Here is a 24,169-nt window from a genome sequence, read left to right on the forward strand (position 1 = left end):
ATCCATTCTCATCACAGTTGCAGGCAGCGGCGTCGGCCGCGCAAGTGCCAAGGTGTTCTTGGCAGAGGGCTGGCATGTGGGCCTCGTTGGCCGACGCGAAGGACCGCTTGCAGCAAACTGCAGAGGAACATAACCAAGCTTTGGTGTTGCCCTGTGATATCACCAATGAAACCGAAGTTGACACCGCCTGCGCCAGAAGCCAACATCCAGGTGGACCAAAGGCTAGTCATGCACTAACTTCCAAACTGGACCACCCAAGTGGGGCTGCTCATAAGGATTGAGATGGATTTCGTACGATTGGACCGAGCCGATACGGTGGTGACGGCGACCCGCAGTTTATCCCCTGACAGTGAAGTTGAGCGGATCGCTATCCGTTCCGCGATCCCCTCCGGCCATAAGGTCGCCACCCAAGCAATGGCCGCAGGGGATCCTGTGCGCAAATATGCCCAAATCATCGGCTATGCGTCCTGTGACATTTTGCCAGGTGATCACGTGCATACCCACAACGTGGCCTTTCGCAATACTGATACAGACTATGAGTTCTCAACAGATTTACGCGCCGTGGCACCGGCCGCGACGCAGGATTATTTCATGGGCTATCGCCGTGAAAACGGCACGGTTGGCACACGCAATTACCTTGCCATCGTCACCTCGGTCAATTGCTCTGCCACTGCCGCGCGCATGATCGCGGATCATTTTACGGCGGATGTGCTGGCGGAGTATCCAAATGTGGACGGTGTGGCCGCCTTTGTGCATGGCACGGGATGCGGCATGGCCGACTCTGGTGATGGGTTTGAGGCTCTACAGCGGGTGATGTGGGGCTATGCCAAACATCCCAACCATGCTGGGGTGCTCATGGTGGGCCTCGGCTGTGAGATGAACCAAATTGATTGGTTGCTTGAGGCCTATGGGCTTAAGCACAGCGAGACCTTTCAAACGATGAATATTCAAAAAGTTGCAGGCCTGCGGCAGACCGTTGAGCTCGGCATTGCCAAAATCAAAGCTATGCTGCCAATTGCCAATCAAGCACGCCGCGAGCAGTGCCCGGCCTCTGACTTGATGGTCGCGTTGCAATGCGGCGGCTCTGATGCTTGGTCAGGCGTGACCGCCAATCCGGCGCTCGGTTATGCCTGCGATCTGTTGACGGCCCAAGGTGCGACGGGCGTGTTGGCCGAAACCCCTGAAATCTATGGTGCTGAGCATCTGTTGACCCGCCGTGCAGTGACCCCGGCGGTGGGTGAGCGCTTGCTTGGTCTGATCAAATGGTGGGAGGATTACACGGCGCGCAACAATGGCTCCATGGATAACAATCCAAGCCCTGGCAATAAGGCTGGTGGTTTGACGACGATTTTGGAAAAATCACTTGGAGCGGCGGCAAAAGGCGGAACGTCACCTCTGACTGGGGTGTATAAATACGCCGAACCCGTGCGCAGCCGTGGGTTCACCTTCATGGACAGCCCGGGTTATGATCCGGCCTCGGTCACAGGCCAGATCGCCGGTGGCTGCAATCTGGTATGTTTCACCACGGGGCGCGGCTCTGCGTTTGGATCCAAACCTGCACCCACGATTAAGGTGGCCACCAATAGTGAAATGGCCAAGCGCATGTCGGAAGATATGGACATAGATGCCGGTGAAATTCTCTCCAAAGGCGTCAGCGTTGAGCAAAAGGGCCGCGAAATCTACGAGATGTTTTTGCGCGTGGCCTCCGGTGAGGTCACTAAATCTGAGGCGCAGGGGCTCGGGGATTATGAATTTGTTCCATGGCAAATTGGAGCAGTCATGTGAAACGGATTTTGGTGGTTGGCGGCGGGTTGATTGGCCTCCGGCATTTGGAGGCGGTCAAAGCCCATCCCGGGTGCAGCCTTGTCGGATTGGCCGATCCGAATATGTCGCTGGACGTTGATACGCCGCGCTTTGCCTCTATGGCGGAGGTCACCGCGTCGGTGGATGGGGTGATTATCGCCACTCCGACCCATTTGCATGCAGCCCATGGCATGGAAGCGGCCGCGCGGGGCTGGCCGATGTTGATCGAAAAACCTGTGGCCGGAAGTCTTCAGCAAGCGCGCGAGCTGGCGAAGGTCTTACAGGACCACAAAATTGCGTCACTCGTGGGCCATCACCGCCGCTATCATCGGGTGGTTCAGCAGTTGAAGTCGTGTTTGGACTCCGGACAGATCGGCGAGGTGGTGACGGTGCAGGTGATATGGGCCATGCGCAAGCCTGATGCGTATTTTCAGGGCAATTGGCGAACCCAAGACGGCAGCCCGGTCATGATAAATCTGGTGCATGACATTGATATACTGCGGTTTGCGATTGGTGAAATTGTCCAAGCCAAAGCGTTGCGGGGCCGGTCGCAACGTGGCGCTGTTCGGATCGAGACCGGTGCGATTGCATTTGGGTTTGAGACCGGTGCAGTTGGAACGGTTGCCTTTTCTGACGTCACACCAAGCCCTTGGGGCTTTGAGGCCGGTACCGGCGAAAATCCTAATATCGGAGCGACCCATCAAGATATGATGTGGATCACGGGCACCAAAGGGGCCTTGAGCTTCCCCTCAATGACCCTATGGCAGGGTGAAGATTGGGGGCAGGCGGCGAGAAAAATTTCCACCACCGCTGAGAAGAATGTAAAAGTGCCGTTGGACGCGCAGTTGGATCATTTCTTAGAGGTTATCGACGGGGCAGAGCCAATGATCGATGTGGCTGATGCCACGAGAACCTTGGAAGTTGCTTTGAGTTTAGAGGCTGAATTGGCCGGGCAATCTGAAATGGGCAGGGTGCAGGTGTGATGCGCTCATTCAGAAAATTTTAAAAAGGGACGACCATGGGCAAAGCAAGAATTGGATTTATTGGACTGGGGCTCATGGGGGGCGCAATGGTGGGTCGGCTGCAAGATCTCGGCTATGCGCTGACGGTATTGGGCAACAAAGATCGCCGTCAGTTGGACAGTGCCATCTCCCGCGGAGCGCAAGAGGCCAGCACGGCCAAGGCTGTTGCTGAGGCCAGCGACATCGTCATGTTGTGCATGGGAACGTCTGATCATGTTGAAAGCCGGATGCGCGGCGCGGATGGGGTGATTGCTGGGCTGCGTCCGGGGGCTGTTGTGGTGGACTTTGGCACCTCTTTGCCGGGCAGCAGCCGCGCGCTTGCCCTTGAGGTCGCTAAGGCCGGCGGGCAATTCTTAGATGCCCCATTAGGCCGCACGCCGGCCCATGCCAAAGATGGGCTACTCAATATTATGGCCTCTGGGGATAAGGCCGCCTTTGATGCGGTGGAGCCTGTTTTGCAAGATCAGGGCGAAAATGTGTTCTACTTAGGCGCGGTCGGATCTGGCCATACGATCAAATTGATCAATAACTTTTTCGGTATGACGATTGCCAATGCCATGGCAGAAGCTTTTGCTATGGCAGATGTGGCTGGGGTGGATCGCGCACAGCTCTATGATGTGATGGCGGCGGGACCGCTCCAGTCAGGCATGATGGGATTTGTCAAAGCCTATGGGGTGGATGGGGATCCGTCACAATTGGCTTTTGCAATCAAAAATGCCGCCAAAGACGTTGGATATTACGCACGCATGGCCGAAGAGGCTGGTGTCGACAGCCTTATGTCCAAAGGGCCACTGGCCGCGCTCAATGAAGCTTGTGACATGGGTCAAGCCGAGGATATGGTTAGTCAAATGGTTGATTTTTACGTTAAGCGGTTTCAAGCGTAACCATGGCGGTTGTCGCAAAATCCATGGCGGACCTGCCGCGCCTTGGCATTCTTTTGATGCTGGCCGCATGGCTTTTGTTTTCATGGGTGGATACCGGTGCAAAATGGTTGGCCATGGCAGGGTTTTCGGCCTTTCAATTGGCCTTCATGCGCTATGCGGGGCATTTGGTGATATCCATTGGTGTGATTTCTAAAGACGGATTTAATCTCGAGCGGTTCCAGACAGGGCATGTCTGGCAAGTGATCAGCCGAGCCTTGCTCTTGGTTTCTGCCACCCTGTCAAACTTTTATGCCTTGCAGTTTTTGCCCCTGACGGTGGTCTCGGCCATAATGTTTTCCAGCCCGGTGGTGGTGTGCTTTCTGTCGGTCTCCGTTCTGCGTGAGCGGGTGGAGCCCTGGCGCTGGGGCGTGATTTTCTTGGGATTTATCGGCGTCTTGATCGTTGTGCGCCCCTTTGGGACAGCCTTTCATCCGGCCATGCTGATGATTATGTATAATGCGGTCGCGCTGGCGCTCTATTCGATCATGACGCGTCGATTGTCGGGCATTGTGGCGGTGGAGACCATGCAGTTCTACATGGGGTTTATCGGCACAGCGTTGATGGCACCCTTTGCAATTTGGACATGGACACAGCCTGACACCATTTGGGGCATGGTTGTGCTGGTCAGCCTGGGGGTCTTGGGCTGGGGCGGTCACCAGCTTTTGACCAATGCCCACCGCTTTGGCACCGCCAATCAGCTGATGCCATTTACCTATTCCTTTTTGGTCTTCGTCGCGATTTGGGGCTATCTATTGTTCGGCACGGTTCCAGATGCGGGCACAATTTTGGGGGCGATGGTGATCATGAGCGCTGGGTTGATCATTTGGCGCAGGGAGCAAAAATGAAGCGTATTGCCTGCATAGGCGAAGCCATGATCGAATTGTCGATGGAAGGTGATCAGGCGCACCTGGCTGTGGCCGGCGACACGCTCAATACAGCCATCTATCTCAAACGCAGCTTGCCGGACGTAACGGTCGATTATGTGACCTGTCTTGGGCAGGATATGTTTTCAAAGCGCATTGTGGACTTTATTGCAGCCAATGATTTGGGCCATTCCAATATTCGGCGTATCGCGGATAAATCACCGGGGCTTTATGCCATTAACACCGCGCCAGATGGGGAGCGCAGTTTCACCTATTGGCGCAGTGACTCAGCCGCACGCCAGATGTTTTCAGATGCAGATTTTGACTTTTTGGAGCAATTTGATGGCCTGTATTTGTCCGGGATCACGCTTGCAATTTTACCGCAAACCTTAAGGTTGGCCCTGTTGGAGTGGCTGAATGCGGCGCAGATTCAGGTTATTTTTGACAGCAACTATAGGCCGCACCTATGGGAGGATCGCGCGACGGCTCGCAAAATCATAGCTGCGTTTTGGCGGCGGGCCGACATCTCTTTGCCATCGATTGATGATGAAATGGAAGTGTTTGGTGAGACAGAGGCACAGGTCGCGCAGCGGTTTTTGACACAAGCCAAATCTGGGGCGCTGAAACGTGGTGCACGCGGGCCTTTATCCCTCGGGGAGCCGGTTGTGGCGCAATATGAACCGGTGACAGAAGTTCTGGACACAACTGCGGCCGGCGACAGCTTCAATGGTGGTTATTTGGGCGCGCTCTTGTCGGGCAAGGGCCAAGCGGCGGCTCTCCAGTCGGGGCATGTGCTGGCGGCGCGGGTGGTGCAATATCGCGGTGCGATCATTCCAAAATGAGCGGCGCCAAATCCTCTGCGCCAATCAGCTGTAACAACTGGCGCTCTGGCCGAGCGGAGATTGCGGCCCTCGCGATTTCCTCTGCCAAAGGATCATTCAGCTTTTTACCCAGTGCGGTTTGGGCGATGCAATAGGACATCCAAGCGCGTACGGCTGAGATCATAACGGGTGTAGCGCCCAGGCGCAGGGTGTCCAAAATTCGATAGGGAAGTTTTTGACTGCCATCCATTGCGATTTGATCCAAGCGATGGGCCAGTTCCGTATTGTCAAACCTAACGAGCAGCGCTTGCGCATAGGCCGGTACTTGGTCCTGGATGTCTTGGGGCAAGGTGGCGCCAGCCTCCATCATCAAAGACAGGGCTTGGCGGCGCAATTGCAGATCTGAAATGGCCTCATGAACAAAGTCATACCCCTGCGCGAGACCGGCATAGGCGAGAAATGAATGCGCGCCGTTCAGCATGCGCAATTTGCGCAGCTCGTGGGGCCGCACGTCTTGGACAAATTGCACATCCGGCCAATCGGGGCGTGGTCCGGCAAAACAATCTTCAATCACCCATTCCCGAAACGCCTCGGTGGGCACAGCCATTGGGTCGTTGCACTCTTGGCGGATAAGGTCGGTGGTTGCTGGCGTGATCCGGTCAACCATGGCGTTGGGAAACCGTGCCAGGCTCCAATCAATAGTCAAATGTGCTGCCTGCGCAAATTGCTGGACGGCCTGACGCAAGGCGTCGCCATTGCCCGGGCGATTGTCACAGCTCAAGATCGTGACAGGCCGATCTCTTTGGGCAAGGTCATGGGCAATGAAACCGATGAGGCCGCGCAGGGGCAGGCTAGTGAGATCAGCGGCGATCACAGGGTCTTGCAAGTCAAGCTGGCCATGTTGATCCAGATGGTACCCCTTTTCGGTGACAGTTGCCGAGATGATATCGGCATGTGCCATAGCCTGTAAAATGGGCTGTTGGCCCTCTGAGGCCAAAAGAATGGTGTTTATCACTGCAATCTGTTTGACCCCAACACCTTGGACCTTGAGCGCATAGGCATAGTCCTGTGCCGCCAGACCATCGCGTGTGGTGCTGGAGCGCAGATTGACACCAATGACCTGCCAGTCGCCGCCAGCATCGGCTGTGTAATCCAATAGATGGGCTCGGGCAAAATTGCCAAGGCCGAAGTGAACGATCTGCCGCATTTAAACCTCGATCCGATACGCTTGCCGCGCCAGGTCAACCGCCAGAAGCGGCGCGAGATCCTCTGCGCCCGAGAGGCCAAAAGCACCACGTTCGATTTGATGGCTCAAATGCAGGGCCACCCCGCGCCGCCACAGGTCATGGCGGGCCGGTATGGAGAGAAAAGCGCGGGTGTCATCGTTGAACCCGGCAAGATTGAAATAACCTGCGGTCTCAACCACTTGATCAAAATAGCGTGCAATCCCATTGGCGCTGTCGTGAAACCACCAAGGTGGCCCAATCCGCAGGCAGGGCCAATGGCCCGCCATAGGCGCCAAAGCGCGCGCATAGGTGGTTTCGTCGAGCGTGAAAAGAATGAGGCGCAGCTCCGCTGAATTGCCAACCCGGTTGAGCAATGCGTCCAGACCATTCACCCAATCGGTGGTGAGGGGGATATCGGCGCCCATGTCACGGCCGAACCTGTCTAAAATTGTGCGGTTGGTATTGCGGCGACTGCCCGCATGGAGCTGCATGACCAGCCCATCTTCGATAGACATCTGCGCCATTTCAATCAGCATATGGCCATAAAAGCGCCGGGCCTCCTCTTGGGTGGCTGTGCCCTTTGCCACGCTGAGATAGAGCGGCCCTGGATCTGCGAGCCATTCGGTGTGCAAGATATCAATGGCATGATCGGTGGCGGTTGCGCCGCAGTCTATGAACTCCGCACGGCGCATGCGCAAAGCGGCCAGATAGCTGTCAAAACTGTCGAGGCTGTGATCGGTGATCTTTGCCAGTTGCGCAAGGTTAGCGGCGAAATTTGGATCGAGCGGATCGAGCACCCCATCGGGGCGAAAGGTTGGGATCACCCGGCCGGGCCAATGGCTGGCGCGAAGGCTCTTGTGGTGGGCCAGATCATCCAAGGCTGAGTCGGTGGTGGCGAGGGTTTCAATGTTAAAGCGCTCAAACAGTGCACGGGGCAAAAACTCCGCTTGCTGCAAACGCTCCGAGATGTCGTCGTAGATCGCATCTGCGGTCTGCGCAGTGAGGGGCTGCGAGATTTGTAATGTTTCACTCAACACATACTCCATCCACAGCCGGGTGGGTGTGCCGAGGAACAAGTGCCAATGCGCGGCGAAGAGGCGAAATACCTCGCGTGGATCTGCCTCAGCGCCAGGCGCGCCAATCCCAAGATCTGCCATGGGGATACCTTGGGCATAGAGCATACGAAACACATAGTGATCTGGCGTGACCAAAAGCGCAGCAGGATTGGCGAAAGGTTGGTTTTGCGCAAACCAACTGGGATCGCAATGCCCATGGGGGGACACAATTGGTAGCTCTTTCATGCTGAGATACAGTCGCTCAGCGGTTGTGCTTAGAGTGCCTGTCATGTCCATCCCCCGGGCGGCGATATTTGCCTTTGGACTTTATATTGCAGCTTGCATCTTTGCAGCGCAATGGGTCAAAATTAAAGGAAGACAGGGGGGGCGATGAATATTGCATTGATAGGTTTGGGGATGGTCGCCGCCACGCATGTTCAGGCGGTTCAAAGCGCCGAAAAGCTGCATTTGAGCGGTGTTTGGGGCCGAGATTCAGCCAAAACATCCGATTTTGCCGCCCGTCATGCAACGCGGGCCTTCGCTTCGGTACAGGAGATTGCGCAAGATCCGGCGATTGATTTTGTTATTCTGGCCACGCCCCCCAATGCCCGGCGCGATATTGTGCAGGAGCTGGCGGCGGCGGGAAAGCCGATCTTGATGGAAAAGCCGATTGAACGGGATGTTCAAGCCGCCTCCGATCTTGTGCAGATCTGCGCGCAGGCGGGCGTTCCGCTCGCGATGATGCTGCAACACCGCGCCAGAGAGGCCAGCCAAGCCCTGAAGACGGCCCTAGATGCCGAGGAGTTGGGCGAAATTTGCACCGTGGATCTGCGCGTGCAGTGGTGGCGGGCGCAAAGCTATTACGACGCACCGGGCCGCGGCACCTATGCGCGCGATGGCGGCGGCGTGATGATTTCGCAGGCGATCCATACGCTCGATTTGGCCATTTGGTTGCTGGGCCCCATCAGTGCGGTGCAAGCCATGATGCGGCAAACCGCACTTCACCACTTAGAGGCGGAGGATTGGGCCGGCGCGCTATTTGACATGCAACGCGGGGCTTTTGGTACGCTTCTGGCGACGACGGCTGCCTATCCGGGTGGGGCGGAGACGATTGCGTTGCAGGGCACAAAAGCCGCGGCGCATGTTGGCTCTGGTGTGCTTGAGATCTCTTATCTTGACGGCCGCAAGACGCGGGTTGGAGCAGAGGGCGCCACCGGCGGCGGTGCAGATCCGATGGCCTTTACCCATGAATGGCACCAAAGCGTGATCGAAGACTTTGCCCAGGCTCTGCGGAGCGGGGGGCAACCTTTGGCCACTGGGCAAAGCGCGCTGGCAGCTCACGCGGTGATTGATGCAATGCAACGGTCCAGTGAGAGCGGCCAGAAACAACAGGTGCAGCAATGGGGTTAACATGCGTCGCGTTGGGGCTGGATCATCGTCACATCTATGGCATGATAGAGAACATGGCCAAGGCCGGGGTCACCTGCCTAGGGTATTGGACCGAAGGTGATCCTGAGACCCTGCCCGGGTTTCGCAAGAGATTTCCACATTTGCCGCGATTTGAGAGCCTGCAAGCGGCGCTGGAATGCGGCGCCAATTTGGCCCTGATCTCTGCCATCCCATCTGACCGCGCGCAGCTGACAGTCAAGGCGATGCAGCAGGGGATGGATGTGATGAGTGACAAGCCCGGCTGCACGACGCTGGCGCAATTGGAGCAGATCAAAGCCTGTGTGGCGCAGACCGGACGGATTTGGTCTGTGAATTTTTCGGAACGCTTCGAGACCCCCGCCAGCACTCTTGCGTCGCAACTGGTGGCCGCGGGGGCGATTGGACAGGTGGTGCAAACCGTGGGGCTGGGCCCGCATCGGCTCAACCGCGCCACACGCCCCGATTGGTTTTTTCGGAAGGCCTGTTTTGGTGGCATTTTGACCGATATAGCCTCGCATCAGATTGACCAATTTTTGCATTACACCGGCTCAGATACGGCCGAAGTGACCCATGCGTTCACCGCCAATTACGCAAACCCCGGTGATTCTGAGGTGCAAGATTTTGGCGAGATCAATCTGCGCAGTGACCGGGGCACGGGTTATATTCGTGTGGATTGGTTCACGCCGGATGCCTTGCCCAATTGGGGCGACGGGCGGCTGACAATTCTGGGCACGCAGGGCTATATTGAACTGCGCAAATATGTGGATGTGGGTGGGCAAAAAGGCACGGATCACGTGATCTTGGTCAATGGCGACAGATGTGAGAAAATCGATGCCTCCGCTGCGGGCCTGCCCTATTTTGCGCGTTTGGCCTATGATATTGAGAACCGCAGTGAGACAGCAATGCGTCAAGCCCATTGTTTCACCGTCATGGAATTGGCGCTGCGCGCGCAACAGATGGCGGATGAGTTATGATTAATGTGGCCATCTTAGGCGCGGGCATTGGGCGGGAACATTTGGCCGCCTTTCGCGCTTTGAAAGACAGGTTCACCGTCAGGGCTGTTGTGGACCAAGACCTGGCGCGGGTAGAGGACATCCGGCAAGACGGCGACAGTTTTCGAGCGTTGAAGGACATTGATCAAGCTTTGGCGGATCCGCAGGTGCAAGTTGTCGATATTTGCCTGCCCCCGCATTTGCACGCCTCTGTGACGCAGCGGGCTTTAGCTGCTGGCAAGCATGTCATTTGTGAAAAACCCCTGGCCACCTCTTTGGCAGATGTGGATGAAATCCGCCGGGCCGCGCAGGCTGCAGATCGCAAGGTCTATCCGGTATTTCAATACCGCTGGGGCCCCTCGCTTGCTCAGTTGCGCCATCTTATGACTTGCGGTTTGACTGGACAGCTGCAGGTGGCTGCGCTTGAAACCCATTGGTCGCGGGGCGCGGACTACTATGCAGTGCCTTGGCGCGGCACCTGGGCAGGCGAATGCGGTGGGGCGGTTTTGGGACATGCCATTCACAATCACGATCTCTTGACCCATATCGCCGGTGATATTGCCTGCCTTTCGGCTCTAACCACCACGCGTGTCAATGAGATCGAAACCGAAGATTGCGCCAGCATCAGCTTTGCCATGACCTCAGGTGCATTGGCCACGAGCAGCATCACGCTTGGCGCGGCCACAGATGAAACCCGGCTGCGGTTTGTCTTTAAGCATCTCACAGCCACCTCTGGCACCGCCCCCTATGCGCCGGGTGCCGAGCCCTGGAGCTTTCAGGCCCGCGCGCCACACAGGCAGGCGCAATTGGATGCGGCTTTGAGCACAACACCGCATGAGCCGATTGGCTTTGAGGGTTTTTTTGCGCAGATTGCTTTGGATTTGGCGGGCCATGAAAACCAAGCGGTGACATTCGAAGACGGGGCGACCTCCGTTGCGCTGGTCACGGCGATCTACCACAGTGCCCGCACCGGCCGTCGGGTGGAGTTACCACTTGATCCGAGCCATGAGCTCTACAAAGGATGGTTGCCATGAAGCAATGTTGGCGTTGGTTTGGGCCTGGGGATCAAATTCCCTTGGATGAACTGCATCAAGTGGGCGTTGAAGGGATTGTCACCGCGCTGCATGAGAGGCCGCCGGGAACGGTCTGGAGCGCGGCTCAGATTTCCGAGCGGCAAAGGATTTTGCGGGCTGCGGGCTATGAATGGGATGTCGTGGAGAGCCTGCCGATCTCTGAAGCCATTAAAACGCAAGGACCTGAGATGCAGGCGCATATCACGGCCTATAAGACCAGCCTTGAAGCGCTCGCGGCCGCAAACATCACAACCATTTGCTATAATTTCATGCCAATCTTAGATTGGACCCGGACCGATCTGCGCGCCAAGCAACCCCATGGGGGCGCCGCGATGCGATTTGATTTGATCGACTTTGCCGTCTTCGACTTGCATATTCTTCAGCGCGAAGAGGGAGTTGAAAGCTATAGTGAGGCCCAGCGCGCTGCGGCTGCGGAGCGATTCAACGCCCTTTCTGATGACGGGAAAAAACAGCTTCAGCGCAATATTATCGCGGGGTTGCCGGGCGCCAATGACAGCTGGAGCTTGGGCGATGTGCGCGCGTTATTGCACAGCTACAAGGGCATCACACGGGCACAGCTTAGATCTCATTTGATCGATTTTTTGTCGGAAGTCGCCCCCTGCGCCGAGGCGCTGGGTCTGCGCCTGTGTTGTCACCCGGACGACCCGCCGTTTTCTCTGTTGGGCCTGCCGCGGGTGATGTCCTCTTGTGCCGATTACAGCTTGGTCTTAAACGCGGTGGATCTGCCTGCCAATGGTGCAACGCTGTGCACTGGATCCTTGGGGGTTGCGGAAGATTTTGATGGGCCCGCCTTTGTCAAAACCCATGGGCCGCGTATCCATTTCGCCCATTTGCGCAATACCAAACGCATCGCCGGATCAGATGCTGCGCGGCCAGATTTCTTTGAGGCACCCCATCTTGAGGGTGATACGGATATGGTGGGTACCGTGCGGGCCTTGATGGCCGAACAAACACGCCGCCGTGCCGAGGGACGTGCGGATTGGCAAATTCCAATGCGACCGGATCATGGCCAAGAGTTGCTCAGTGATCTTGGCGGGCATAGCACGCCGGGCTATCCGCTGATTGGGCGTATGCGCGGCTTGGCCGAGCTGCGCGGTCTGATGGCCAGTTTCGGCGCTCATGCATCGGAGGTGTAAGATGCAAGATTTTCCAAAGGTGATATTTGTCCAGGAGTTCTATCCATGAACCCTGCGCAATGGCTTGTCCGCACGGCCCTGCTGACGCCACAGGCCCCGGCCTTGTTCAAAGGCGCGCGGCTTGAGGCCGATTATGCGGAATTTTTGCATCGGGTGGCTGCTTTAGCCGGCGGGTTGCGGGCGCAATATGGGATCAGCAAGGGCGATAGGGTTGCGGTGTTTATGAGCAATTGCACCGAATATCTCGAAGCGCTCTATGCGATTTGGTTCATCGGCGCTGTGGCTGTGCCCATCAATGCAAAATTACACGCCAAGGAAGCCGCTTGGATTATCGCAGATGCGCAGGCGGAGCTGGTTTTTGTCACCAGAAATACTGGGGCCGGGTTGCAAGAGGTCGCACCTGCTTGCCTCAAAAACCTGCTTGATGTGCAGGGCCGCAGATTTGCCCAGCTGCGCCAGCAAACCCCGCAGCCTGCACCAGAGGTGATTGGCGCTGATGAGCTGCTTTGGCTGTTTTATACTTCGGGCACAACGGGACGGCCCAAGGGTGTGATGATCACCGCTGGCAATATCACCGCGATGTCTCTTGCTTACTTCAGTGACGTCGATGAGGTGCACGCACAGGATGCCATCCTATACGCCGCGCCGATGTCGCATGGGGCTGGGATTTATAATTTCATGCATGTTATCAAAAGCGCGCGGCATGTGGTGCCTGAAAGCCAAGGCTTTGACGCCGAGGAAATTTTGCAATTGGCCCCGCGCATTGGTCACATCTCGATGTTTGCGGCCCCCACTATGGTCAAGCGTTTGGTGGCGCAGGCCCGTGCCTCTGGCAGCCTAGGCGAGGGGATCAAGACCATCACCTACGCCGGCGGTCCGATGTATATGGCCGATATTATGGAGGCGGTCGAAGTCTTGGGCGATAAATTTGTGCAAGTCTATGGCCAAGGGGAGTGTCCCATGGGCATCACCGCCCTGCGCCGTGAATTTGTCAGTGACCGGAGCCATGACAATTGGAAGGCGCGCTTGGGGTCGGTGGGCGTGGCACAGAGCCCGGTTTTGGTGCGTATCGCTGATGCGGCGGGCGCAACGCTGCCCTTTGGCGAAATTGGCGAAATTTTGGTGTCTGGCAGCATCGTAATGCGCGGGTATTGGCAAAACCCGCAGGCCACCGCCAAGACGATCCGGGAGGGTTGGCTTTGGACCGGCGACATGGGGGCGATGGATGCGGATGGATTTGTCACCCTGCATGATCGCTCGAAAGATATGATCATCTCTGGTGGCTCGAATATTTATCCGCGTGAGGTCGAAGAGGTCTTGCTGGAGCATGAACATGTGGCAGAGGTGGCCGTGGTTGGACGCCCGGAGGCCGATTGGGGCGAGGTGGTGGTGGCCTTCGTTGTGCCGGTGGCTGGGCAAGCGGTGACCCGCGCAGAGCTTGATGCGCATTGCATTGCGCAGATCGCAAGGTTCAAGCGGCCCAAGGACTACCGGTTTGTGGCAGAGCTGCCCAAGAACAATTACGGAAAAATCTTGAAAACAAAACTTCGGACTATATTGGAAAATGGAGAAGGTGATGAATAACGATCTTACAGGACGGGTTGCGCTGGTCACAGGCTCTGTTCAGGGCATTGGGCTGGCCATAGCGACGGCTTTGGCCCAGCAAGGCGCGCGGATTGCGCTTCATGGGCTTGCGGATGCCGATCAGATTGCCGAGGCCAGCCGGATCATCCGCGCGGCTGGCGCAGGTGACGTGCGCTTCTTTGAGGGGGATATGCGCGATCCCGATGCCATCGAAACCTTGGTCTCCGATGTTGAGGATTGGGGCCCCTTGGATATATTGGTCAATAACGCAGGCATTCAACGCACTGTTAGCTTAGAAGATTTGACCCGCGAGACCTGGGACGCGATTATTGCGGTCAACCTCTCAGGTGCCCTGCATACGATGCGGCAGGCTTTGCCGAATATGGCGCGGCGTGGTTATGGCAGGGTGATAAATATTGCATCCGTACATGGTTTGGTGGCCTCCAAAGAAAAAGCGCCCTATGTGGCTGCGAAATTTGGCTTGGTTGGCCTGTCGAAAGTGGCCGCATTGGAATATGCGGCTGTGGGCAGTGCTGAGACTGGCGGGGTGACGGTGAATTGTATTTGCCCCGGCTGGACCGATACCCCCTTGATTGAACCGCAGATCATGGCGCGGGCTGAGAAATATGGTGGTGACCGGGCCGCAGGAAAGGCGGAATTGGTGGCCGAAAAGCAACCGTCCGCGCGCACCGCAGATCCTTCGGAGATTGGTGCCTTGGCGGTTTGGCTCTGCGCTCCGATTGCCCATAATGTTACAGGTACAAGCATTCCCATTGACGGAGGATGGACCGCGCAATAGCGCATATCTGTTTTTGCTAAACGGCGTGTAGGTTTCGCTTGACCCTCCAGTGGGTGGAGGCTTTAGGAGGGGTGAAGCTAGGAGAGATTTATGCGCGCGCCTGATACATTAGTGATGTCTGTGAGTAACATGAGCTGCGCGTCCTGCGCCGGGCGGGTGGATAAAGCCTTGCGGCAATTGCCCGGCGTTTTGGCGGTAGATGTGAACCTTGCCACCGAGACGGTACAGGTGACCTATACGCCAGATCTGGCCAGTCGCGCCGATTTTATCGCGGCCTCCACTGCGGCGGGCTATGCAGCGCAAGAGCATTCCGAGGACAGCCATGGGCAAGTGCAGGCGCGCAAACAACAGCTCGCCGAAGCCTATGGCCGGCGCAGCCGGCTGGCTGTGTTTCTGGCCGCACCGGTGATTATACTCGGTATGGGTGGTCATATCCTTCCGGGCTTTGAGAGGTTGATTGCCGATGTGATCGGCCAAAAGGCCAATTGGATCATTCAATGCATCTTTGCAACCGCTGTGCTCTTTGGGCCTGGGTTGGATTTTTATCGCCGCGGATTTCCAGCGCTTTGGCGCGGGGCGCCTGATATGAATTCCCTCGTGGCACTGGGCACGGGTGCGGCCTATGCTTTTTCACTCATCGCCACCTTTCTGCCGCAAATTTTGCCCGAAGGGGTGTCGGGCGTATATTATGAACCTGCGAGCCTGATTGTGGTCTTGATCCTTTTTGGCCGTGATCTCGAAAATCGCGCCAAAGGGCGCACGGGAAAGGCCATTCAAAGTCTTTTGGGTCTGCGCGTGAAAACTGCGCAGGTGCGCCGGGCGGGAGAATTTGTGGATTGTCCCATTGAAGAGATTGTTGTTGGGGATGTCTTGAGCCTGCGGCCCGGTGAGCGTGTGGCGGTGGATGGTGTGGTGCATGAGGGCTCAAGCTATATAGATGAAAGCATGATTACCGGCGAGCCGCGACCGGTGGAGAAGTCCACGGGGGCCGCACTCACCGCTGGCACAGTCAACGGCATGGGACATGTGATCTATGAGGCGCGCCGCGTCGGTCACGACACAACGCTCTCGCAGATCATCCAGCTGGTGGAGCAAGCACAGGGCGCGAAATTGCCCATCAAGGCTTTGGTCGACCGTCTGACCCTTTGGTTCGTGCCGATGGTTTTGACCTTGGCATTTGTGACCGTCACGGTTTGGATGATTTGGGGACCGGCACCGGCGCTTCCCTATGCGCTTGTGGCGGGGGTTTGCGTTCTGATCATCGCCTGCCCCTGTGCCATGGGGTTGGCAACACCGACGTCAATCATGGTGGGCACAGGCCGCGCGGCTGAAATGGGGGTCTTGTTTCGCAAAGGGGATGCTTTGCAGCTGTTGGCAGATGTGGACGTGATCGCTTTTGACAAAACCGGCACATTAACCCGCGGCCAACCTGTGTTGACAGATCTCGATGTGGCAGATGGCCTTGGGCGCCGTGCGGCCTTGCAGGTGATGGCCAGTGTGGAACAGGGATCAGATCATCCCATCGCGCGGGCAATCGTGATGGCCGCAGCTGAAGAGGGCCTTGATTTGCTCCCAATCCAGGACGGGCAAACCTATGCGGGTCTCGGCCTATCGGCCCATGTTGCCGGTGAGGAGGTGATCCTTGGCACAGAGCGCTTCATGCGGGAGCGCGGGATTGATGTGAAGGGATATCATGGCTCGGCGGAGGCTTTGGCCAGCCAGGGCAAATCAGTGATTTTCGCGGCGCGCGCGGGGCAGGTGATTGCGCTTGCGGGTGTGTCCGACGCTCTGAAGCCGTCGACGCAAGGGGCGATTGCGCAGCTCAAAGCGGCCGGGATCACGGTGGTTATGTTGACCGGTGACCGCCGGGACGCCGCGTTGCAAATCGCGGCAGATTTGGGCATCGATCAGGTTCATGCAGAATTGCTTCCTGCTGACAAAAGCCGCGTTTTGGCGGAGCTGAAAACCAAGGCCCGCCAATTGGCGTTCGTGGGGGATGGCATCAATGATGCTCCGGCGCTGGCGGCGGCAGACATTGGCATTGCGTTGGGAACAGGCACAGATGTGGCGGTTGAGAGTGCTGATATCGTCTTAATGTCGGGTGATCTTTTGGGTGTGGTCAACGCGATTGAGATGTCGCGGCTGACCCTGCGCAATATTAAGCAAAATCTATTCTGGGCTTTTGGCTATAATGTGGCGTTGATCCCAGTGGCAGCCGGTGCGCTATATCCGGCCTTTGGCATGCTCCTTTCGCCCATCCTTGCAGCAGCGGCTATGGCGCTGTCGTCCATCTTTGTTTTGGCCAATGCGCTGCGCTTGCGCTATGTTCGCGCAGCCAGGTGAGGGATTGCTAAGACGGAGGGTCGCGATATGAATATTGGTGAAGTGGCAAAAATGGCGGACTTGCCGATCAAAACCATTCGCTACTATGAAGAAATTGGCTTTATTCAGCCCAAGCGCAGCGCCAATGGATATCGCAGCTTTCGCGAGAGCGATGTGCATAAATTGGCATTTCTGGGCCGGGCGCGGTCTTTGGGGTTTTCTATCGAAGATTGCCGGGCCTTGCTGCAATTATATGAAAATGACACGCGCGCCAGTGCCGATGTGAAGCAAATTGCCCAGGAACATTTGACGCGCATCGATGCCAAGGTCAAAGAATTGCAGGCCATGCGCAACACCCTATCGCATCTGATCGAAGCCTGCGCCGGCGATGACCGCCCCACGTGCCCAATCTTGTCCGATCTTGCGACGCTGAGTTGATCGATCACTCGCCCTAGGGCCTGTCGGCCGCGCTGCCGAAGCGTCGCCGCGTTCAGCCGCCGCCAACGAAACGGTCGGTTGGGCGATAGAAGGTTTTTTGGTTCCACAAACGTCCAAGCAAATCGCGCAACTCGGTGATCTCAGACTTAATCTCGTCAGGAAAAGACGCGTCCGGCGACGTTGCGGCTTCGATCATGCGCTGGGATCGGCGCGACACTTTTGCGCCAAGCGCGTCTTCGATGATCTCCAAGTCGCGGACCGACAGGGTGAAGGTTTCATTTGGTTTTGTCATGTACTGTCCTCTCACGGGGGGCGTGTCTAAATCGGGCGAGGTTACACGCCGACCTGTTTCTGGGCGTCAAGCTTGCCAAGAAGCACACTGATCTCGCAGACCTCAGAATTGATACGTTTCATCGCTGAGGCATTGTCTAAATTCCGGCTCTTAAAGGTCAGGTGTTTCAAGCGGTCATTCATCACCGCAGCGATGCGGTCGATTTCGGTATGGTCGAGGCGGTGCGCGTTCTGAACTGTCATTGCGGTCCCTTTTTTCTGCTTCCGTTGACCGTTAAACTAGAGATGAGTCGTAAAAAGTAAAGGAATACAATGGAATACTTTAAAATCCTTGTGGTTTCATAGGCTTCGCTCAATGTTGAAATCTCAAAGTCTTTTGCGCTTGGGCTTTTCTTTCAACGGATGCATCTTAGTTAAAACCGTTCAAGTGAAGCACGAGGACAAAAACACTGTGGGCGCCCCATCGAAGATTTTGAGTGAAAAAGACATCAGCGAGGTTATTGAAATGGCCCTGTCTGACCATGTGTCTTTTTCTGATATCCGAAACCTACATGGGCTGCGCGAGGCAGAGGTGAAGCTGTTGATGCGCAAGACTTTGAAAGCTGGCAGCTACCGGGCCTGGCGCAAAAGGGTGCATGATTTTGGGAGCCGGCGGGCGCATTACAAATGAAAATGCAAAAGAAATCAGATCTGCCCTCGAAGATCTGCCGAACCTGTGCGCGGCCCTATGTATGGCGCAAAAAATGGGCGAAGACATGGGATGAGGTGCAATATTGTTCGCAGAAGTGCCGCCTGATGCGAAAGCCGACCGCTGTGGTCGCCGGAGGCGATGAGAAAAATTGAAGCTGTGCCGAGCGGGATGCATGCCCCGCTCGGTCGTCTTTGCGTGTTTAGTCGATGATGGCGTTTAACGTGGCAGAAGGGCGCATCACCGCAACGGTTTTATCGGCATCTGTCCGATAATATCCGCCAAGATCCGCCGCCGTACCTTGAACCGCTGCAAGTTCCGCCAAAATGGCCTCCTCTCCCTCCGTCAAAGCTTTTGCAATCGGCGCGAAATGGGCTGCGAGCTCTGCATCACTGTTTTGCGTCGCAAGCGCATTGGCCCAGTAGCGCGCGAACCAATAATGGCTGTTGCGGTTGTCAGGCTCACCAACCTTGCGGGAGGGCGAGCGGCTTTCGTCCAAAATGGACTGGGTGGCCGCATCAACGGCTTGTCCCAAAACACGGGCTTTGCTGTTGTTTTTTGCTTCAGCCAGGAAGGTCAAGCTTTCGCCTAAGGCGCAGAATTCGCCCAGGCTGTCCCAACGTAGGTGGTTCTCCTCGTTGAGCTGTTGAACGTGTTTGGGCGCAGAGCCGCCCGCGCCAGTTTCAAACAAACCGCCACCGTTCATCAGTTTTACAACCGATAGCATTTTTGCGGATGTGGCCAATTCCAAGATTGGGAACAGATCGGTGAGGTAATCGCGCAAAACATTGCCGGTGATGGCAATGGAGTTTTTGCCCTTCGTGATGATTTCAAGCGATGCCCTGGTGGCGTCGCGTGGCGTCATGATGTCGAACTTATCTGCCACGCCCTTGGCGTCCAAGAGTGGTTTGACATAGGCAATCAATTCCGCATCATGGGCGCGGTCGGCGTCAAGCCAGAAAATCGCGTTACAATTCTCGGCTTTTTGCCGGGAAATCGCGAGGTTTACCCAATCTTCAATCGGTGCTTTCTTGGTTGAGGCCGAGCGCCAAATGTCACCAGCTTCGACGGTATGTTCGTGCAATACGGTTCCATCGGCCAGGATCATTTTGACCGTGCCGGCCTCTGGCACTTCAAAGGTTGTCGGGTGTGAGCCGTATTCTTCGGCTTTTTGAGCCATGAGGCCAACGTTTTGCACCGTGCCAGCGGTAGCTGGGTTCAACTTGCCGTTCTGTTTAAAGAATTTGATGGTCTCGTCGTAGACTGGGGCATAGGAATTATCAGGAATGACGCAATTGGTGTCTGATTCCTGCCCGTCTGGACCCCAGCCTTTGCCGCCTGCGCGGATCAGCGCGGGCATGGAGGCGTCGATGATGACATCGGAGGACACATGCAGATTGCTGATGCCCTTGTCGCTGTCGACCATATACATAGGCGGGCGTGCGGCGATGCAGCTGTTGATATCGGCGAGAATGTCCGCATTGTCTTTGACGCGCTCGAGCAAGTCACCCAAACCGAAATTGGGGTTCACGCCGAGCTCAGCAAGCGCGCTGCCATGGGCTTGGAAAACCGGGGCGAGGAAGGTTTTGACCGCATGGCCGAAAATGATTGGATCGGAGACCTTCATCATCGTCGATTTCAGATGCAATGAGAACAAAGTGCCGTCAGATTTTGTGCTCTCAATTTCTGCCGCTAAAAATTCTTTGAGAGCCGCGGCACTCATGAAGGTGGCGTCAACCACGGTTCCGGCGGTGTAGCGGATATCATTTTTCAGGATGATTTCGCCATCGGCAGTTTCCAAAACGATTTTTGCGGTGGTATCTTCCGGTAGGGTGGCAGATTTTTCATTGGAAAAGAAATCGTTACCGTTCATGGAGGACACGCGTGTCTTGCTGTCGGCGGACCAATCACCCATGCGGTGGGGATTGTTTTGTGCGAAGTTCTTAACGGCCTTGGCCGCACGGCGATCAGAATTGCCTTCGCGCAGAACCGGATTGACCGCGGAGCCTTTGAGGGCATCATATTTTGCGCGGACGGCTTTTTCGGCGTCCGTTTGCGGCGCTTCAGGATAGTCAGGCAACGCATAGCCTTTGGCTTGTAATTCCTTCACGGCTGCAACCAGTTGCGGCACGGATGCGGAGATATTTGGGAGTTTGATGACATTGGCATCGGCCGTTTTCACCAAGCGGCCCAGCTCGGCCAGATCATCGGGTTGGCGTTGCTCTTCGCTGAGGTAATCTGGAAAGGCCGCCAGGATGCGCCCAGCCAAGCTGATGTCTTTGGTGCCGATGGTCACGCCCGCTGCAGCGGAAAACTTTTGGAGAATCGGGAGGAAGGATGCGGAGGCAAGCTCCGGCGCTTCGTCAACTTTTGTATAAATAATATCAGTCATTGTGCATTCCTTGCGGCTAGATTTGCCCTCTCATAGCGAATAAGAATGCAAAGGTCGATGGTATACCGTGGTATGCGAAACATTTTTTTTGATCGGGAATTATGCTTTAGATTGGCCTATAGCGGGGCCTGTCCGCGGTTGCGGTTGCGGCCCAAGCGCTGCTCGCGCCAGAGGATTACCACGCCGGAGGCGATGATGACCAAGGCGCCGGTTATGGTCCAAGCGGTTGGGATTTCGCCAAACCAGAAATAGGCCAATGCCAAGGCCAGCAGCATCGACGTATAATCAAAAGGCGCCACCACTGAGGCGGGTGCATTGCGATAGGCAGCGGTGAGGCAAATCTGTCCAATCCCGCCGATCACACCCGCGGTGATCAGCATGGCGGTTGCTTCAAAGGAGGGTTTGACCCAGCCAAACGGCAGGGTGAACAAGGACAACACGGTGATGAGCAGAGAGAAATAAAAGACAATCTGCGCGGTCCCCTCTGTTGCCACCATCCGCCGCACGAAAATTTGCGCCAAGGCCGCTAAAGCGGCCGATCCTAAGATTGCAGTGGCACCTATAATTTCTAATGTGCTGCGCGCGCCGTCCATGTTTAAGGTCGGCCAAAGGACGATAAGCACACCAATGAAGCCCAGAGCCACCGTCGTGAGGCGGAAGGCCCGCACGGTCTCTCCCAAGATCAACGCGGCTAAAACTGTCAGAATCAAAGGCGTGGTAAAGCCCAGGGCGGCCACCTCTGGAAAGCTCAGCACCCCAAGAGCGAAAAATCGCAAGGACATAGAGGCCGCGCCGGCCAGGCCGCGCCATGTGTGGTCCAAAATATTGGACGTGCGCAGCGCCTTTGGAAAATCCCCGCGTATCGAGAGCCAGCCAATCACCACCAAAAGCGTGAAGAATGCCCGAAAGAACACTTGTTGCCCGGTCGGCACCTCTTGCGACGTGGCTTTGATCAGCGCCATCATAAAGGTGAATATCGAAACCGCTGTTACTTTCAGCGCGATGCCGCGAATGTTATCGGTCATCTCTGTCCAATCTGGCCCTTTGGATTGCAGCCTGTGTGAGTTTACGCCAGCTTAGGAAGATGCAAAATGCGGCGATTGACAAGCCCTGTAAATTTTACCGAATTTTCAAAGGAAGGGTTTGGGTCATAGATCAAAGGGCAGAGTTCTTATAATATTACATTCATACATGCGCATTTATGATTGCATTATTGGCTTGTTTCTTGTTTCCTGTTCAGGTGTAAATAAGGGAGGACGGGTTCCTGCACCTCAATCGTGGAACATTTTTTGTGCTTGCGGCTTTCTTTTTAACCGGAATGGCTCAGGCCAGCGGCATGGGAGATCCGGCTCTGGGCGCGGCTGTTTTTAAGAAATGCCAATCGTGCCATCAAGTTGGCGACCAGGCGAAAAACCGTGTGGGCCCGCAACTGAATGATATTTTGGGACGCACTGCCGGCGGGCTGGAAGGGGCCAAATACTCGAAAAGTATGATCCAAGCCGGGAAAGATGGGCTGGTTTGGTCTGAAGATACTTTGGACAGCTTTCTTGAGAGTCCAAAATCTTTGGTGGCCAAGACTCGGATGAGTTTCCGAGGCCTTAAGGATCCAGAAGATCGGGCAAATCTGATAGCTTATCTGCGGTCGTTTTCTAACGGTCCGATCGGTGCGTCAAACATGCAAGAGACAGGGCAGGGGATCGACATAAAGCTTGATCCCTCGGTACTGGCCATGGTGGGAGACGCAGAATATGGTGAATATCTCTCCAGCGAATGTTTGACCTGTCATCAAAGCAGCGGGTCCAATGATGGCATCCCTGGAATCACCGCTTGGCCAACAGAAGATTTTGTGATCGCCATGCATGCCTACAAACAAAAAATTAGATCACACCCTGTCATGCAAATGATGGCAGGGCGTCTGTCTGATGAAGAGATCGCAGCACTTGCGGCGTATTTTAGTGACCTGGAATAACGGGCAAAACTCTGGGAGGAGAACACATGAAACTGAATAGACGTGTATTTATGGGCAGTGGTGCAGCAGCGGCAACCGCTTTGGCAGCGCCCATGGCCTTCGCCGGCGGCCATGGAAAGCCGCGGGTTGTGGTTGTTGGCGGCGGGGCCGGCGGTGCGACCGCGGCGCGCTACATCGCCAAAGACAGCAAAGGCGCGGTTGACGTCACCTTGATCGAACCTTCTCGCATGTATTACACCTGCTTCTTTTCGAACCTTTATCTCGGTGGGATCAAAACCATTGATGATCTTGGACATTCTTACGGCACAATGGCCGCCGGCGGTGTGAACGTCGTGCATGATTGGGCTGTTGGCGTGGACCGCGATGCGAAAACAGTGACATTGGCCGGTGGTGCATCTGTGCTTTATGACAAGCTCATTCTCTCTCCTGGGATTGATTTTGTCGACGGGGCTGTTGCCGGTTGGGATCTGTCGTCGCAAAACGCCATGCCTCATGCCTACAAAGGTGGTTCACAAACAGAATTGCTCAAAGCGCAAATCGCCGCGATGCCCCAGGGTGGCACATTCGCCATGGTCGCGCCGCCCAATCCCTACCGCTGCCCTCCTGGGCCCTATGAGCGGGTCTCAATGGTGGCGCATTATCTGAAGGCTAATAATCCGACCGCAAAGATCATTGTGGCAGATCCGAAACCGAAATTCTCGAAGCAAGGCTTGTTCCAAGAAGGTTGGGGCAAACATTACAGCGGGATGATCGATTGGATTGGCGATGATTTCGGCGGCGGAAACGTTTCGGTGGACCCCGGCGCCATGACGGTGACAATTGATGGTGAAGTGACCAAAGTTGACGTCTGCAACGTGATCCCCGCCATGAAAGCGGGCCGTATCGCCGAGCTTGCTGGTGTGACCGACGGCAAGTTTGCCCCGGTCAACGCGATTGACATGTCCACGAAAGCGGATGCGGATGTCTATGTTCTGGGCGATGCCTCTCAACAAGGCGACATGCCAAAGTCAGGCTTCTCTGCAAATAGCCAAGCCAAGGTCTGCGCCAATGCCGTGCGCGGGGCGTTGACGGGATCTCGCGTTTTCCCAGCGAAATTCTCGAACACATGCTGGTCTTTGATTGACACCAATGATGGTGTGAAAGTCGGTGCAACTTATGAAGCCACCGATGAAAAGATTGCAAAGGTCGATGGTTTCATCTCAGCAACTGGCGAGACCGCCGAAGTGCGCAAAGCCACCTACGAGGAATCCGAAGGTTGGTATGCAGGCATCACCGCGGATATGTTCGGCTAAACAGTCGGGGGCTTTGATGATGCTCAAAGCC

The 24,169-nt window shown here is 56.0% G+C and carries 23 protein-coding genes; 17 read left to right on the plus strand and 6 right to left on the minus strand.

What is annotated here, in order from left to right:
- Nucleotides 1-282 precede the first annotated feature (282 nt).
- From RCA23_RS01430 to RCA23_RS01450, 5 genes are read left to right on the plus strand one after another with little or no spacing between them, the layout of a single operon-like run.
- Nucleotides 283-1,785 (plus strand): UxaA family hydrolase, encoded by a 1,503-nt coding sequence (locus tag RCA23_RS01430; protein WP_044048730.1) that lies wholly within the window; start codon nucleotides 283-285, stop codon nucleotides 1,783-1,785.
- Nucleotides 1,782-2,786, plus strand: a complete 1,005-nt coding sequence (locus tag RCA23_RS01435) for a Gfo/Idh/MocA family oxidoreductase (protein ID WP_044048731.1) — start codon at nucleotides 1,782-1,784, stop codon at nucleotides 2,784-2,786. Before RCA23_RS01430 ends, RCA23_RS01435 begins: the two co-directional genes overlap by 4 nt.
- A gap of 35 nt (nucleotides 2,787-2,821) precedes the next feature.
- Nucleotides 2,822-3,709, plus strand: a complete 888-nt coding sequence (locus RCA23_RS01440; RefSeq protein ID WP_044048732.1) for an NAD(P)-dependent oxidoreductase — start codon at nucleotides 2,822-2,824, stop codon at nucleotides 3,707-3,709.
- Between the two features lie 2 nt (nucleotides 3,710-3,711).
- Entirely contained in the window at nucleotides 3,712-4,593 is an 882-nt protein-coding gene (locus tag RCA23_RS01445) for a DMT family transporter (protein ID WP_044048733.1), read from the plus strand.
- On the plus strand, nucleotides 4,590-5,453 hold the full coding sequence (locus tag RCA23_RS01450; RefSeq protein ID WP_044048734.1) for a sugar kinase: 864 nt from the start codon (nucleotides 4,590-4,592) through the stop codon (nucleotides 5,451-5,453). The genes RCA23_RS01445 and RCA23_RS01450 overlap by 4 nt, the downstream gene beginning before the upstream one ends.
- On the opposite strand, the gene RCA23_RS01455 is transcribed toward RCA23_RS01450, so the two are convergent.
- The gene (locus RCA23_RS01455; RefSeq protein WP_044048735.1) at nucleotides 5,440-6,639 is read right to left on the minus strand and encodes a mannitol dehydrogenase family protein; all 1,200 of its coding nucleotides are present in this window, start codon (nucleotides 6,637-6,639) and stop codon (nucleotides 5,440-5,442) included. The genes RCA23_RS01450 and RCA23_RS01455 overlap by 14 nt on opposite strands.
- Nucleotides 6,640-8,004, minus strand: coding sequence for a glucuronate isomerase (gene uxaC / locus RCA23_RS01460; RefSeq protein ID WP_044051171.1), 1,365 nt, complete (start codon nucleotides 8,002-8,004; stop codon nucleotides 6,640-6,642).
- A gap of 99 nt (nucleotides 8,005-8,103) precedes the next feature.
- Between uxaC and RCA23_RS01465 the strand changes: the two genes are divergently transcribed.
- From RCA23_RS01465 to cueR, 8 genes are all read left to right on the plus strand, one after another.
- Nucleotides 8,104-9,123: a Gfo/Idh/MocA family protein gene (locus RCA23_RS01465; RefSeq protein WP_044048736.1), complete on the plus strand. Its 1,020-nt coding sequence runs from the start codon at nucleotides 8,104-8,106 to the stop codon at nucleotides 9,121-9,123.
- Nucleotides 9,114-10,115: a Gfo/Idh/MocA family protein gene (locus tag RCA23_RS01470; RefSeq protein ID WP_044048737.1), complete on the plus strand. Its 1,002-nt coding sequence runs from the start codon at nucleotides 9,114-9,116 to the stop codon at nucleotides 10,113-10,115. The genes RCA23_RS01465 and RCA23_RS01470 overlap by 10 nt, the downstream gene beginning before the upstream one ends.
- The gene (locus RCA23_RS01475; protein WP_044048738.1) at nucleotides 10,112-11,167 is read left to right on the plus strand and encodes a Gfo/Idh/MocA family protein; all 1,056 of its coding nucleotides are present in this window, start codon (nucleotides 10,112-10,114) and stop codon (nucleotides 11,165-11,167) included. Before RCA23_RS01470 ends, RCA23_RS01475 begins: the two co-directional genes overlap by 4 nt.
- The gene (uxuA, locus tag RCA23_RS01480) at nucleotides 11,164-12,363 is read left to right on the plus strand and encodes a mannonate dehydratase (protein WP_044051172.1); all 1,200 of its coding nucleotides are present in this window, start codon (nucleotides 11,164-11,166) and stop codon (nucleotides 12,361-12,363) included. Before RCA23_RS01475 ends, uxuA begins: the two co-directional genes overlap by 4 nt.
- Before the next feature lie 45 nt (nucleotides 12,364-12,408).
- A complete protein-coding gene (locus RCA23_RS01485; RefSeq protein ID WP_044048739.1) occupies nucleotides 12,409-13,947 on the plus strand; it encodes a class I adenylate-forming enzyme family protein in 1,539 nt (512 codons plus the stop codon).
- The gene (locus tag RCA23_RS01490) at nucleotides 13,940-14,746 is read left to right on the plus strand and encodes a 3-hydroxybutyrate dehydrogenase (protein ID WP_044048740.1); all 807 of its coding nucleotides are present in this window, start codon (nucleotides 13,940-13,942) and stop codon (nucleotides 14,744-14,746) included. The genes RCA23_RS01485 and RCA23_RS01490 overlap by 8 nt, the downstream gene beginning before the upstream one ends.
- A 90-nt stretch (nucleotides 14,747-14,836) precedes the next feature.
- On the plus strand, nucleotides 14,837-17,089 hold the full coding sequence (locus tag RCA23_RS01495; RefSeq protein ID WP_052376968.1) for a heavy metal translocating P-type ATPase: 2,253 nt from the start codon (nucleotides 14,837-14,839) through the stop codon (nucleotides 17,087-17,089).
- Nucleotides 17,090-17,116: 27 nt separating this feature from the next.
- Entirely contained in the window at nucleotides 17,117-17,506 is a 390-nt protein-coding gene (gene cueR, locus RCA23_RS01500; protein WP_044048741.1) for a Cu(I)-responsive transcriptional regulator, read from the plus strand.
- 52 nt (nucleotides 17,507-17,558) lie between these two features.
- On the opposite strand, the gene RCA23_RS01505 is transcribed toward cueR, so the two are convergent.
- Nucleotides 17,559-17,798: a hypothetical protein gene (locus tag RCA23_RS01505; protein WP_044048742.1), complete on the minus strand. Its 240-nt coding sequence runs from the start codon at nucleotides 17,796-17,798 to the stop codon at nucleotides 17,559-17,561.
- A 41-nt stretch (nucleotides 17,799-17,839) separates the two neighbouring features.
- Nucleotides 17,840-18,040, minus strand: a complete 201-nt coding sequence (locus tag RCA23_RS01510) for a hypothetical protein (RefSeq protein ID WP_044048743.1) — start codon at nucleotides 18,038-18,040, stop codon at nucleotides 17,840-17,842.
- Between the two features lie 262 nt (nucleotides 18,041-18,302).
- Between RCA23_RS01510 and RCA23_RS16690 the strand changes: the two genes are divergently transcribed.
- Nucleotides 18,303-18,467: a DUF2805 domain-containing protein gene (locus RCA23_RS16690; RefSeq protein ID WP_236631417.1), complete on the plus strand. Its 165-nt coding sequence runs from the start codon at nucleotides 18,303-18,305 to the stop codon at nucleotides 18,465-18,467.
- A gap of 2 nt (nucleotides 18,468-18,469) precedes the next feature.
- Complete coding sequence (locus RCA23_RS16155; protein WP_430903589.1) at nucleotides 18,470-18,640, plus strand: DUF2256 domain-containing protein; 171 nt, start codon at nucleotides 18,470-18,472, stop codon at nucleotides 18,638-18,640.
- Nucleotides 18,641-18,687: 47 nt separating this feature from the next.
- Here RCA23_RS16155 and RCA23_RS01520 read toward each other — a convergent pair whose 3' ends face one another.
- Both RCA23_RS01520 and RCA23_RS01525 read right to left on the minus strand, forming a co-directional pair.
- Complete coding sequence (locus RCA23_RS01520) at nucleotides 18,688-20,877, minus strand: NADP-dependent isocitrate dehydrogenase (protein WP_044048744.1); 2,190 nt, start codon at nucleotides 20,875-20,877, stop codon at nucleotides 18,688-18,690.
- A gap of 116 nt (nucleotides 20,878-20,993) precedes the next feature.
- The gene (locus RCA23_RS01525; RefSeq protein ID WP_044048745.1) at nucleotides 20,994-21,902 is read right to left on the minus strand and encodes a DMT family transporter; all 909 of its coding nucleotides are present in this window, start codon (nucleotides 21,900-21,902) and stop codon (nucleotides 20,994-20,996) included.
- A 293-nt stretch (nucleotides 21,903-22,195) separates the two neighbouring features.
- On the opposite strand from RCA23_RS01525, the gene RCA23_RS01530 reads away from it, so the two are divergent.
- Both RCA23_RS01530 and RCA23_RS01535 read left to right on the plus strand, forming a co-directional pair.
- On the plus strand, nucleotides 22,196-22,846 hold the full coding sequence (locus tag RCA23_RS01530; protein ID WP_052376970.1) for a c-type cytochrome: 651 nt from the start codon (nucleotides 22,196-22,198) through the stop codon (nucleotides 22,844-22,846).
- 26 nt (nucleotides 22,847-22,872) lie between these two features.
- Nucleotides 22,873-24,138 (plus strand): FCSD flavin-binding domain-containing protein, encoded by a 1,266-nt coding sequence (locus RCA23_RS01535; RefSeq protein ID WP_044048747.1) that lies wholly within the window; start codon nucleotides 22,873-22,875, stop codon nucleotides 24,136-24,138.
- Nucleotides 24,139-24,169 lie beyond the last annotated feature (31 nt).

It is taken from the genome of Planktomarina temperata RCA23 (genome assembly GCF_000738435.1).
Taxonomy (GTDB): Bacteria; Pseudomonadota; Alphaproteobacteria; order Rhodobacterales; family Rhodobacteraceae; genus Planktomarina; species Planktomarina temperata.

Excerpts from the sequence above, each read along its gene's own strand:
- RCA23_RS16690 (WP_236631417.1), top strand. The coding sequence starts at position 18,303 with ATGGCCCTGTCTGACCATGTGTCTTTTTCTGATATCCGAAACCTACAT.
- RCA23_RS01485 (WP_044048739.1), top strand. The coding sequence starts at position 12,409 with ATGAACCCTGCGCAATGGCTTGTCCGCACGGCCCTGCTGACGCCACAG.
- RCA23_RS01535 (WP_044048747.1), top strand. The coding sequence starts at position 22,873 with ATGAAACTGAATAGACGTGTATTTATGGGCAGTGGTGCAGCAGCGGCA.
- RCA23_RS01495 (WP_052376968.1), top strand. The coding sequence starts at position 14,837 with ATGCGCGCGCCTGATACATTAGTGATGTCTGTGAGTAACATGAGCTGC.
- RCA23_RS01450 (WP_044048734.1), top strand. The coding sequence starts at position 4,590 with ATGAAGCGTATTGCCTGCATAGGCGAAGCCATGATCGAATTGTCGATG.
- RCA23_RS01530 (WP_052376970.1), top strand. The coding sequence starts at position 22,196 with ATGGCTCAGGCCAGCGGCATGGGAGATCCGGCTCTGGGCGCGGCTGTT.
- cueR (WP_044048741.1), top strand. The coding sequence starts at position 17,117 with ATGAATATTGGTGAAGTGGCAAAAATGGCGGACTTGCCGATCAAAACC.
- RCA23_RS01525 (WP_044048745.1), bottom strand. The coding sequence starts at position 21,902 with ATGACCGATAACATTCGCGGCATCGCGCTGAAAGTAACAGCGGTTTCG.
- RCA23_RS01510 (WP_044048743.1), bottom strand. The coding sequence starts at position 18,040 with ATGACAGTTCAGAACGCGCACCGCCTCGACCATACCGAAATCGACCGC.
- RCA23_RS01475 (WP_044048738.1), top strand. The coding sequence starts at position 10,112 with ATGATTAATGTGGCCATCTTAGGCGCGGGCATTGGGCGGGAACATTTG.
- RCA23_RS01445 (WP_044048733.1), top strand. The coding sequence starts at position 3,712 with ATGGCGGTTGTCGCAAAATCCATGGCGGACCTGCCGCGCCTTGGCATT.
- RCA23_RS01470 (WP_044048737.1), top strand. The coding sequence starts at position 9,114 with ATGGGGTTAACATGCGTCGCGTTGGGGCTGGATCATCGTCACATCTAT.
- RCA23_RS01430 (WP_044048730.1), top strand. The coding sequence starts at position 283 with ATGGATTTCGTACGATTGGACCGAGCCGATACGGTGGTGACGGCGACC.
- RCA23_RS16155 (WP_430903589.1), top strand. The coding sequence starts at position 18,470 with ATGCAAAAGAAATCAGATCTGCCCTCGAAGATCTGCCGAACCTGTGCG.
- RCA23_RS01520 (WP_044048744.1), bottom strand. The coding sequence starts at position 20,877 with ATGACTGATATTATTTATACAAAAGTTGACGAAGCGCCGGAGCTTGCC.
- RCA23_RS01455 (WP_044048735.1), bottom strand. The coding sequence starts at position 6,639 with ATGCGGCAGATCGTTCACTTCGGCCTTGGCAATTTTGCCCGAGCCCAT.
- RCA23_RS01465 (WP_044048736.1), top strand. The coding sequence starts at position 8,104 with ATGAATATTGCATTGATAGGTTTGGGGATGGTCGCCGCCACGCATGTT.
- uxuA (WP_044051172.1), top strand. The coding sequence starts at position 11,164 with ATGAAGCAATGTTGGCGTTGGTTTGGGCCTGGGGATCAAATTCCCTTG.
- RCA23_RS01440 (WP_044048732.1), top strand. The coding sequence starts at position 2,822 with ATGGGCAAAGCAAGAATTGGATTTATTGGACTGGGGCTCATGGGGGGC.
- RCA23_RS01505 (WP_044048742.1), bottom strand. The coding sequence starts at position 17,798 with ATGACAAAACCAAATGAAACCTTCACCCTGTCGGTCCGCGACTTGGAG.
- uxaC (WP_044051171.1), bottom strand. The coding sequence starts at position 8,004 with ATGACAGGCACTCTAAGCACAACCGCTGAGCGACTGTATCTCAGCATG.
- RCA23_RS01490 (WP_044048740.1), top strand. The coding sequence starts at position 13,940 with ATGAATAACGATCTTACAGGACGGGTTGCGCTGGTCACAGGCTCTGTT.